The 7,873-nt window shown below is 40.6% G+C and carries 6 protein-coding genes; 2 read left to right on the top strand and 4 right to left on the bottom strand.

Annotation, left to right across the window (positions count from 1 at the left end; translation table 11 throughout):
- Positions 1-25: 25 nt before the first annotated feature.
- The 3 genes from HGJ98_RS18275 to HGJ98_RS18265 form a co-directional block, all read right to left on the bottom strand.
- Complete coding sequence (locus HGJ98_RS18275; protein WP_291353118.1) at positions 26-1,162, bottom strand: GGDEF domain-containing protein; 1,137 nt, start codon at positions 1,160-1,162, stop codon at positions 26-28.
- 157 nt (positions 1,163-1,319) lie between these two features.
- Entirely contained in the window at positions 1,320-1,622 is a 303-nt protein-coding gene (locus HGJ98_RS18270; protein WP_291353117.1) for a YmaF family protein, read from the bottom strand.
- 202 nt (positions 1,623-1,824) lie between these two features.
- A complete protein-coding gene (locus tag HGJ98_RS18265) occupies positions 1,825-2,697 on the bottom strand; it encodes a radical SAM protein (RefSeq protein WP_291353116.1) in 873 nt (290 codons plus the stop codon).
- A 191-nt stretch (positions 2,698-2,888) separates the two neighbouring features.
- Here HGJ98_RS18265 and HGJ98_RS18260 point away from each other — a divergent pair, with 191 nt between their 5' ends.
- Positions 2,889-3,728 (top strand): DUF2889 domain-containing protein, encoded by an 840-nt coding sequence (locus tag HGJ98_RS18260; RefSeq protein WP_291353115.1) that lies wholly within the window; start codon positions 2,889-2,891, stop codon positions 3,726-3,728.
- A gap of 127 nt (positions 3,729-3,855) precedes the next feature.
- Here the strand turns inward: HGJ98_RS18260 and HGJ98_RS18255 are convergent, their stop codons facing one another.
- Complete coding sequence (locus HGJ98_RS18255; RefSeq protein ID WP_291353114.1) at positions 3,856-5,280, bottom strand: peptidoglycan-binding protein; 1,425 nt, start codon at positions 5,278-5,280, stop codon at positions 3,856-3,858.
- A gap of 341 nt (positions 5,281-5,621) precedes the next feature.
- Here HGJ98_RS18255 and HGJ98_RS18250 point away from each other — a divergent pair, with 341 nt between their 5' ends.
- The gene (locus HGJ98_RS18250) at positions 5,622-7,853 is read left to right on the top strand and encodes an acetyl-CoA hydrolase/transferase C-terminal domain-containing protein (RefSeq protein ID WP_291353113.1); all 2,232 of its coding nucleotides are present in this window, start codon (positions 5,622-5,624) and stop codon (positions 7,851-7,853) included.
- The last annotated feature ends 20 nt before the right edge of the window (positions 7,854-7,873 follow it).

Raw genomic sequence — 7,873 nt, 5'->3', positions numbered from 1 at the left:
GCTAAACATTCTTAGCGGGTTTTTCTCATGATAAGGACCTCAAATTAACGTTATCTTCCACCACAACAACAATATTCCTGCCGCTCCCTTTTGCTTTGTACAGAGCCTTATCAACCCGATCCATCATCAAATGCTCATCATCCTGACTAGAGAACGATGTGACGCCAAAGCTACAGGTTAGCGCCATGCCGTTCCTCATTGACTCATTATAAATTGATTTTCTTAACCTTTCTGCGAGGGCAGAGGCCTCTTGACAATTTGTTTCAGGTAAAAGAATCACAAACTCCTCACCACCCCAGCGAGCAAAGACATCTACTTCCCTAACTGATTGTTTTACAAGATTGGCTACTTTGATAAGAACCATATCTCCGAAAATATGTCCATTTTCATCGTTAAACTGCTTGAAGTGGTCTATATCAAACATGATGACGGAAAGAGAATTCCCATATCTTTTAGCTACTTCAATTTGACTCCTTAAGGACTCATTGAATTTCAGGCGGTTATAAGTATCAGTTAACGAGTCTTTCGTAGAAAGCTCTTTAAAATATTGTTTGTTAATATAATCCAGCCTCATATACTTTCCTAGACTATAGGAGGATAGGCTGCTAAAAAAGATTGCTAAGGATAAATATCCAAATGCCGAGCTAAACTCGTGTAGTGATGGCTCATATATAGTCAGGGTAATAATGAGATAACCAATTAATGCAAAAAAAGAAAGGAATACTTTGTAGTGCAGTAAATTAGGTACTAAAAAGAAAATCCCTAAAACAATAACATTCATTGAAAAAGCTTGGATCAGAAAATGAGATTCCTCATATTTTATAACGATTATAAAGAAAAGAGCAATTGCTACTAGTTCATAAATAGTAATCTTTATAAAGGCAAATGATTTAAGAAAATAGTCTGGCTTAAAATAAAATAACATTGATATCCCTAAAAATATCAACCGGCATAATAAGATGATTACTAATACCATAAACTGGCTGTTTGATGAGAAATCATAGAATATATATAAAGAAAAAATAATTCCAAGAATGAGGGCAACGTTTCGGAGGTGGTTTTCGGAACGCTTCAAATATGACTCCTGAAATTCCTGTTCTAAGTCACGGTCTAAAAACATTCCGGTTAATTTAGAAATTGTACGGTTTGGAAAATCCAACAAAAAATAATCACCCCTTGATAATTATATTACAATATGCAGTGTAGTTCTATGTTTATATTTTTTAAACAAACCCTCTAAGACACTTATGTCCTTTAAATAGCCGCAGCACCCTTGCTGCGGCCTTCTACTGAGAGATAGTTTAGCATTACAAAACTTGTCAATAAGAGGGACAATCATTACCACGATAACAGTGCGTATGCTGAAGCGCTATCGCTGTTACACCTCTATGACAATGCACATGCGAACCATCAGGCAAATAAAGGGCAGGACCCGTCATCCCAGAATAGTAATGAACATGCTCTCTGTCGCAGGTCGTGGTTCCCTGGTAACAGTGAACATGAGTTGTTCCATATATAACTCCTAAACTAGTTGTTCCAGTCATCATATGAGTGTGTTGATTATCTACAGACGTTATAAAACAATATCCGTGCACATGGTTTGGACCCGTACTTGAATACACTTGACTCACCTCCCTGATATTCGATTAATAGTTAAAAAGCTCCAAAACCCTCGCTATACTATATGGTTATTTATGGAATTTGTTCCAAGCCTTTTAAGCAACAGATTGTACAAAAAATAAAGTCCTGACCGCGTGGTCAAGACTACATGCTTCAAATATAAACGTAATACTTTTATGTCTACTTTCATAGTCCAGGCGTCCTCTAAAGACTTCGAGAATCTGCCTGCCTAAATCTATCTTCAGGAAGGGTTAAGAGGTGCTCGAGGGTCTCTAACATTTCAGGCTTCTCCTCAGGTATAGTTCCATTAACCCAAGCAAAATTCAAGTAATGGTCACTGAGCAGTTCAAAAGGACCTTCTAAGTTTTCAATTAGGAGATGAGTTTCCTTTAGTGCTTCATGAGGGCTAAGTAATTGAAATTGTCCTCGCTGATAATCTTCATATAGAGGAGTACCTCGCCAAGGGACAAACGTACGCAATCTAACAAAGTCTGGGGTAAAGGCATTTAGTACCCGGGCACTCTCTATAGCATGTTCTTGGGTGCGTTCACGTCCACCAACCCCAATGAGAATATATTCGCTCAGTTCAATACCTGCTCCTCTCACCTTGAGACCTTGTTCAATCATTTCTGAGGATGTAAACCCTTTATTGATTCTTCGCAGAACCTCGTCATCTCCGCTCTCCATTCCAGAGTGTATACGGGTTAATCCTGCCTCCTTTAAACGAACAAGTTCCTGAGAAGTTTTTAACTTAAGATATTTAGCTGAACCATAGACCGTCATACGTTCTAGGTGCGGAAACATTTCTTGAGCATAGTTCAGGATTTCTACCAGCTGATCCGTTTTCATTAAAATTGTGTTACCATCAGGGAAAAAGATGGACTTAACTTTTTCGCCATAATACTTTCGAGCTGATCGAAGGTCCTCTTTAACCTCTGATACGGCACGGATTCTAAACTTTGTCTTTCTATACATACCACAAAACGTACAATTATTATGGGGGCAGCCGATGGTTGCTTGAATTAGTAAACTATCTGCTTCACTAGGTGGACGATAGACAGTGCCTTCGTAACGCATTTTTCTAATCTCCTCTCTATGACAATGCACTAGATTCAGGACTTGGGAACTACCTCTTTCTTATTAAACGTATACTGGATAATCTCCTGCAATCCTATGGAAATGGCAGCCAAAAAAGTCCATAAACAAAAGGGTTTACCCCCCCTAGTGCAGAATAGTGCGATTATACCAATAAATACAGGAGGGGGATCATGATAAGTCTTTTTCAACGCAATTGGTATACCGAAGTACGTCGCAGCGAAAAGAAGCTGCTTAAGGCGAAAACGAGTTACGTAGATACTCATCGTGAAGCTGTTGCTCATCTTTTAGTTGACGTTCATTCCTTTATTATTAAAGAGGCTTTGTGGGAAGAACAGAGATCTTTAGAACCAATCAGCGCTCGCAATTATATAGTTTCACCCCTAATCGGCTCTGAAGCTTACTTCAGCTCAGGTCCATCGCTTAAAGAGGTTGGAACATTTCTCAAGGACCCCCTTGCGGTAGCTTTATTTTCCGAAACCGTCAAAGGATTTATTCAGGCCGAGACCTTTCTTCTGAGCGAGCGAGGATATGGTTCAGAGGACGAATACACTAACAAGTGGTCGAAATTCTATAGGGGCTCCTGCAGGTATTACAGCAACTTGGATCGAGTTACTGAGAATTGGTACGAACATGTAGGAGAAAGCAAACGTACTGGGAATTTGTTTGTGCGCTTCAAGACCCAGAGTCTCTTCGAGTTGGGAGAGGGACAATACTTATTGACCGGGAACTTAAGTGATTCGTTCCACGAGGTTAGTGTAAGTCTTAGATTAGATGGTTCTATAGTAAAATCGGCGGATGGAGTTATCTTGCGAAGCCCTGACATTATCTGTCGTGAGGCAACGTCTTTTCTAACAAACCTGGTAAGTATCAATTTACGGGGGATTCCCAAGAAAGAATTGGCCAGCATTTTAGGCAAAGGACAAGGTTGTGTTCATATGATTGATTTAGTAAGTGATTGTGCACAAATATTAGAGACTCTCCTCTTAGGCAATAACACAATTATTTGTTGAGAAGAGAAATAAGGATTACATTCTAAGCCCGAGCAGAATAAGTAATCTCGTTCAAGAACCCCCAAAGCCTTTAGTAAGGTTTTGGGGGTTCTTGCTTTATAGCTTAATTTTAACTCCTATGAAGGTTCTAAAAACAATTCACACCTAAAGCAGTCCAAGTCTTAATACCCACGATCCCGTCCTGAACCAAGCACATGCATCCTTGGAAATGAACAACGGCTGATCTTGTAATAGGACCGAAAATACCATCGATATTCCCTGCATAGTATCCTCTTATTCTTAAAAGTTCTTGGAGGTTTACCACCGCTGGGCCCGTGCTTCCCTCTTGGAGAGTTGGGCAGTGATTTACTGGCGGCGGGGTTGGCGTATAACAATCCACACCTAGAGCAGTCCAGGTTTTAATCCCGACGATTCCATCTTGTACTAGACCCATGCTACCTTGAAATGCTACAACGGCTGATCTCGTCAGTGGTCCGAAAATCCCATCAATATTCCCTGTGTAAAATCCCCTTACTCTTAATAGTTCTTGGAGATTTACGACGGCTGGGCCTGTGCTCCCCTCTTGGAGAGTCGGGCAATGATTTACTGGCGGCGGGGTTGGTGTATAACAATCCACACCTAGAGCAGTCCAGGTTTTAATCCCGACGATTCCATCTTGTACTAGACCCATACTACCTTGAAATGCTACAACGGCTGATCTTGTTAGTGGTCCGAAAATCCCATCAATATTCCCCGTATAGAATCCCCTTGCTCTTAAAAGTTCCTGTAGATTTACGACCGCTGGGCCTGTGCTCCCCTCTTGGAGAGTCGGGCAGTGATTTACTGGCGGCGGGGTTGGTGTATGGCAATCCACACCTAGAGCTGTCCAGGTTTTAATCCCGACGATTCCATCTTGCACTAGACCCATACTACCTTGAAACGCAACAACGGCTGATCTTGTCAGTGGTCCGAAAATCCCATCAATATTCCCCGTATAGAATCCCCTTGATTTTAGGAGTTCTTGAAGGTGTACAACGGCTGGGCCTGTGCTCCCTTGTTGGAGAGTCGGACAGTGATTTACTGGCGGGGGCGGGGTTGGTGTATAACAATTCACACCCAGTGCAGTCCAGGTTTTTATTCCTACAATTCCATCCTGGGCAAGACCCATGCTCCCTTGAAATGCTACGACAGCTGACCTGGTTAACGGTCCAAAGATCCCATCAATATTTCCTGTGTAAAATCCTCGTGTCTTTAATCGTCCCTGAAGATCTACGACAGCTGGTCCGGTACTCCCTTGTCGAAGAGTTGGACATTGATTTCCTGGTGGTGGGGTTGGTGTATGACAATTTACACCCAGCGCGGTCCATGTCTTTGTACCAACGATTCCATCCTGTGCTAGACCCTGGCTCTTTTGAAATGCAACGACAGCCGCCCTTGTCTTTGAACCGAAGATTCCATCTATTCCCCCTGGACTAAAACCAGCAGCCGCTAACTTACTTTGCAATTTTTTAACGCTTGCGCCAGAGGATCCCATTTTTAATAAAGGACATTGTGAATTTATGTTGTTATGCAAGTCAAAGCCCTCCCTTTTTTTCTAGCATATGTAGGACCAATATGCATTGTAAATTGTCCTCAATTTAATGAATTACAAAACATTTTTTGGGCTGTTAACTAATAAGGATATTTAAGAATATGAAGATTGCATCAACGAATTCAAACGCCTTATACTCCTTGCTTACTATTAATATCAGTAGTTGCACTATTATTAGTTACAGTTTTTTAACTAATATAAAAATTTTGATTATTGTAATGTATTCTAATATATGTTAATATTTAATAAATGAACCTTCATTCAATTATTCAGAAAGCGTTTTCCTTGTTCATTAAATACTATGAATGGCAGGCGACAGTAAGATGAATGAACGATCTGGAATTATCTATGATGACGTTAAAAAGTGCGTTGATGAAGTTATTCAATACGTAGGCAAGGATATTACCTTTAGTATGACTTTAGCCCTTGGGAAACCCATTCTCTTTATCAATGAACTTTACCGACGAGCCAAAGAAGATCCCGAAATAAAGCTTAGAATTATAACTGCGCTTACTCTTGAAAAACCTAAAGGACATAGCGATCTAGAAAAACGATTTTTAGAACCGTTATCCGATAGGATTTTTGCAGGTGTCCCTGAATTTGATTTCATGCTTGATTTCAGAGCCGGCAAACTCTCCAAAAATGTTGAAGTCCTAGAATTCTTCTGTAAAGCAGGCGGATATCTTGCATTTCCCGAAGCTCAACAGAACCATTTGGCTACGAACTACACACATGCTAATCGTGATGCTATGGCCTTAGGCGCTAATGTTTTTGGTCAATTGATTGGTTATCGGGAAATCAACGGAAAAACCATGTACTCTATGAGTTGTAATCCTGATGTCTGTCTTGAAGCAGTAAAAAACATGAAAGAGTTAAGAGCCAAGGGAAAAAAGGTTGCTATTATAGGAGAAGCAAACAAGAATATGCCCTTTATGTATGGAGATGCCGTTGTTGAAGCGGATACTTATGACATTATTCTCCAGGGACCAAAATACGACTATGAACTGTTCTGTCCTCCCAAAGATCCTGTCGCCCTAGCCGATCACATGATCGGGATCAATGTCAGCACCCTGATAAAAGATGGCGGCACAATACAGGTAGGAATTGGCGCACTGGGTGATGCCATTGTATCCGGACTTATTTTGCGTAACGATCATAATGACTTATATCAAGAGGTCTTGGCAAAATCCGGCCTTATAAAACGATATGAAAAATTAATCAACGAATGGGGAGATACTGGCGTTTTTGAGAAAGGACTCTACGGTTCCTCCGAAATGTTTGTAGATGCTTTTATGCAAATGTATAAAAGTAAAATTCTCAAAAGAAAAGTATTTGAAAGCATCCCCCTTATGAAACTCATTAATGAAGGAAGACTTGCGCCAGATAGCATTCCAATCGATATTATAGATCAACTTATTGAAATGAAAGCCATACACTCTAAACTGACCGACGAAGACTTTACGTTTCTTACTGAGTTTGGAATCCTAAAAAAGGGTCTTTCATACGAATCAGGTCTCATTCGGGATGGAGAGACTAAGTATTCTGCTGATATGAGTCATGAACAAAATCTTCTGGAAATACGAAAATTGCTTGGCAAAGAATTGCTAGGTGGTCAGGTTATTCTTGGCGCTTTCTTTGTCGGTCCTAAGGCTTTTTATCAAGCTCTTAATGACATGAGTGAAGAAGAACGAAAGCTCTTTGGTATGTCCGGAGTGGAAAAGGTAAATCAGCTATATGGCGGAGAAGAACTAAGGGCTCTGCAACGAAAAGACGCAAGATTTGTTAATACCGGGATGGTTGCAAGTTTACTAGGCTCCATTGCTTCGGATCAGCTTGAGGATGGTCGGGTTATCAGCGGAATTGGCGGACAATATAATTTCGTAGCTATGGGGCACGCGCTGCCAGATGCCCGAGTTATTATAATGGTTAAAAGCACGAAAGGTTCTGGTAAGAATCTTAAGTCTAACATCGTTTTTAGCTATGGTCATTGCTCCGTACCCAAACATCTAAGGGATATCATTGTTACTGAGTATGGGATTGCCGATGTCCGAAGCAAACCAGAAAAACAAGTTATCGCAGAATTAATCAATGTTGCTGATTCTCGATTTCAAAAGCAGCTCCTAGATCAGGCAAAAAAAGCAGGTAAAATACCTCTAGATTATGAAATTCCAGAGGAGTACCGAAATAATTATCCAGAAAGGATTACTGCTCTACTTAAGCCCTATCAAACCCACGGAGTCTTCCAACCTTTTCCCTTCGGAACAGATTTGACGGAAACTGAAATAGCTCTAGGGGGATCCTTAAAAGGTTTGAAGAGGCTTTCAAGTGGCAATCCCCTGAAAATGGCTACAGGGTTGCTACAAGAGTTCTTCAGATCAATGCCCGAATCATCTTATCCCTATCTGGAGAGATTAAACCTTCACAATCCATCGTCTATCCAAGAAAGAGTCCTGCGAAAACTCGTTGTTTTCGCCTTGAGAAACAATAACCTGCTTAATTCAACCTTTCCTCAAAAGGCTGTAGTCAATCAGGTCGAGAAAAACCGCTATCTTTAAACTACTAAAAAGAGTAAGCT

Origin of the sequence: Desulfosporosinus sp. (assembly GCF_014237355.1) — a bacterium.
GTDB lineage: Bacteria > Bacillota > Desulfitobacteriia > Desulfitobacteriales > Desulfitobacteriaceae > Desulfosporosinus.
The sequence above is the reverse complement of the archived record's forward strand: the minus strand, read 5'-3'. Positions and strand labels throughout refer to the sequence as shown.